The organism is Roseofilum sp. (assembly GCF_982964205.1).
The window spans coordinates 1-2853 of the sequence record NZ_CEZBFX010000215.1 but is presented as its reverse complement, the minus strand read 5'-3'; the positions used below and the strand labels follow the sequence as shown (position 1 = coordinate 2853).

Genomic DNA, 2853 nt, shown 5'->3' with positions numbered 1-2853 from the left:
GCAGGAGCAGTCCTCTCTCATCTCTGAACACCAGGTGATTCACCTGGTGATAGCAGTTGCGCCTGAAAGTGAGAGAGATTTTTAGGGGTTTTGGGAGGGGTTGCCAGTTTCTCTCAGGGAACCCCTTGAATTTCTCTATGAAATCTATAGACAATGCTTATGTGGTGGTCATGTGATTGGTTTATGGGTGAAATTCTATGGCAATGCTTTTATCTATAAGTTTTCTCTATTCTGCTTGACCTATTTCTTGCACCTTATTTTTGGAGGTGTTATGGTGGTTTAGGTGCAAACCAGGTGCAAACCCGTTGAAATTGAAAGTCGTGAGGCTTCAAGTACCAACGGATAAGAGATATGTTTGATGGGGGCGGAGGGACTTGAACCCTCACGACTTTTAAGGTCAACGGATTTTCATTCTCCCACAGCTTTCGCTGTTTCCTTGAGATCTAGCTCACCGGTTTTGAGAATTGGACCCTCCCTTTACCCTCGACTGAATACGTTAGGGTAGCTCCCGTCGGGCCTCTGCACCTTCCTAAGATAATTGATTAAAGTGTAATTCCCTTAGTCTTTATCTTAGGCTTGGCTCAGGATTGCCATGCCTGTTGCCAGATTTAGGTTTCCCTGAGTTTGAGAGCTTACACTTAGCAAATTTCTCTGCTAAGGCTCAATTTTCTAAGTCCGTAGCGTCTACCATTCCGCCACGCCCCCGCACTTGAGTAAAGTGTAAGGTAGTGAAGTTTTGTATTTCACACAACAAATGATTAAAACACAAATCCTAAGTTTTGACAAGTCCCTCAATGAAATCATCTGGAACAGCCCAGGATTGAGATTGCCAGCTTAACTGGTCTAAAAGTGGTATGATTGCTCTGGATCATTCGCTTTAAATATAGCTAGATGGACATTATCACCTTACTGGTCTACGGAATTTTGGGGGGAACCTATCTCCTAGTCTTACCAGCTCTGATCTATTTCTACCTCGATCGCCGTTGGTATGGTGCCAGTTCCATCGAACGGTTATTGATGTACTTCATGGTCTTTTGGTGTTTCCCAGGTATTCTATTGTTGGCTCCTTTGATTAATCTGAGACCCAAACCCCAGCAAATTTCGTAAATCCCCTGGACAAAAGGTAAGCAGAACGTGCGACGAATTGATGTAATTGTCATTAGTGGGGCAATTTTTGCCACCGGTGGTTTAGTGTATGGGCTATTTCAACTTTTGGGGTTAGATAGCCTAGATGCTGGCCGTTGGAGTCAAGTTATTCTTATGGGTGGGGTATTAGTTTGGGTATCTACCTATCTATTTCGGGTGGGAACCCAAAACATGACCTACAATCAGCAACGGCGCGACTATGAAGAGGCTATGCTGCAAAAACGATGGGAATCTCTAACGCCAGAGGAGAGAGCCAAACTAGAAGCTGAGGTAGCCTCAGAATCCGATCCCTCTATCTCCCCTGATTAATTGATATTATTGTTATGACCCATGCGATTACCGAGTGTTTTCAGCAACTGCGATCGCAAAGCACTCCAGCCTTAATTCCATTTATTACCGCAGGCGACCCAGATTTAGAAACCACAGCTCAGGCTCTGCAAGTGCTGGATCGCCAAGGTGCAGATATTATTGAACTGGGGGTTCCCTATTCCGATCCCTTAGCAGATGGCCCTGTGATTCAAGCGGCGGCTACCCGCGCTCTACAACAAGGAACCCGTCTAGAATCCGTATTGGAACTGCTCGGCCAAGTTAGCCCCCAGTTGAAGGCTCCAGTGATTTTGTTTACCTACTATAATCCGATTCTGCATCGGGGAATTGACCGCTTTTTGGATGAGATTAAGCAAGCAGGAGCGGCTGGTTTAGTCGTTCCCGATTTGCCTCTAGAAGAGGCAGAATGTATCTTAGAACCGGCGGCTGAACGGGGAATTGAAGTTGTGTTATTAGTTGCACCCACCAGTTCCGCAGAGCGAATTCAGGCGATCTCCCAAAAGTCCCAAGGATTTATCTACTTAGTCAGCGTAACCGGAGTCACTGGAGTTCGCCGTGAAGTAGCCACCAGAGTACCCAGTTTGATCCAACAGATTCGCCAAGTTACGGATAAACCCATTGGTGTGGGATTTGGGATCTCCCAGCCTGAACAGGCTCGTCAAGTAGTTGATTGGGGCGCAGATGCAGTGATTGTTGGGAGTGCGATCGTTCGCCGATTAGCATCTGAGGGAATAGACTCGATAGGCCAGTTTTGCCAGACTTTAAAACAGGCGATGGAGTAGTAACCGAGAATAGGGCGTAACTGGTATTTATTGGTCAATATTGATGAGTTTGACCCGTAACAGCTCTAAGGGAGGGTCTGGATCTCCCTTAGAATTCTAACAAGAGCATGGGATTAACCCTGGAGATTTAATGGAGATCTAAACATCCCCATCAAAGCAAAAATCAGGGTTGAACCAGCAACATTTGTGCCTGCTAACTGGTGGATTAAGCAATAAAAAGTAAGCCCGTGACGAGGATTGAACTCGTGACCTCACCCTTACTAAGGGTTGGCAAATTCCTTGCTAGGCAAGAATTTTAGCTAGTATTGCCATATCATAGCCCAACTACAGACCAAAAAGGCTATGAAACCGGTAAGAATACTCAATGTAAATAGAGGATAATGAGTCAAGCGAAAATCGCCCCACCCTAATTCATATTTACACGGTCGAAAGCCATATTCAACCCAAGTTCTTTCTCCATAAATATTTCCCACGTTTGAGTATTTTAAGTGGGGAATGTTACTCATAACAAAGCTCGTGGAATTGTCGGGTAAGGTCTCAGGCTCTGTTGTCACTTCCCAATAAGTACGCTTACCTCGTTGCCCAAAAATAATTTCTC

3 protein-coding genes and 1 pseudogene are annotated in these 2853 nt (G+C 45.3%); 3 read left to right on the top strand and 1 reads right to left on the bottom strand.

The window, feature by feature from the left end; translation table 11 throughout:
* Positions 1–891 precede the first annotated feature (891 nt).
* The 3 genes from ndhL to trpA are packed head-to-tail and all read left to right on the top strand — an operon-like array spanning position 892 to position 2255.
* The gene (gene ndhL / locus AC3A14_RS24460; protein WP_318737838.1) at positions 892–1107 is read left to right on the top strand and encodes an NAD(P)H-quinone oxidoreductase subunit L; all 216 of its coding nucleotides are present in this window, start codon (positions 892–894) and stop codon (positions 1105–1107) included.
* Positions 1108–1134: 27 nt separating this feature from the next.
* Positions 1135–1455 carry a DUF3007 family protein gene (locus AC3A14_RS24455; protein WP_318731159.1) on the top strand — a complete coding sequence of 107 codons (321 nt, stop codon included), beginning with the start codon at positions 1135–1137 and terminating at the stop codon, positions 1453–1455.
* Positions 1456–1469: 14 nt separating this feature from the next.
* Positions 1470–2255, top strand: coding sequence for a tryptophan synthase subunit alpha (gene trpA / locus AC3A14_RS24450; RefSeq protein WP_318737840.1), 786 nt, complete (start codon positions 1470–1472; stop codon positions 2253–2255).
* A gap of 377 nt (positions 2256–2632) precedes the next feature.
* Here trpA and AC3A14_RS24445 read toward each other — a convergent pair.
* Positions 2633–2853: pseudogene (locus AC3A14_RS24445) on the bottom strand (IS701 family transposase); the annotation flags it as partial.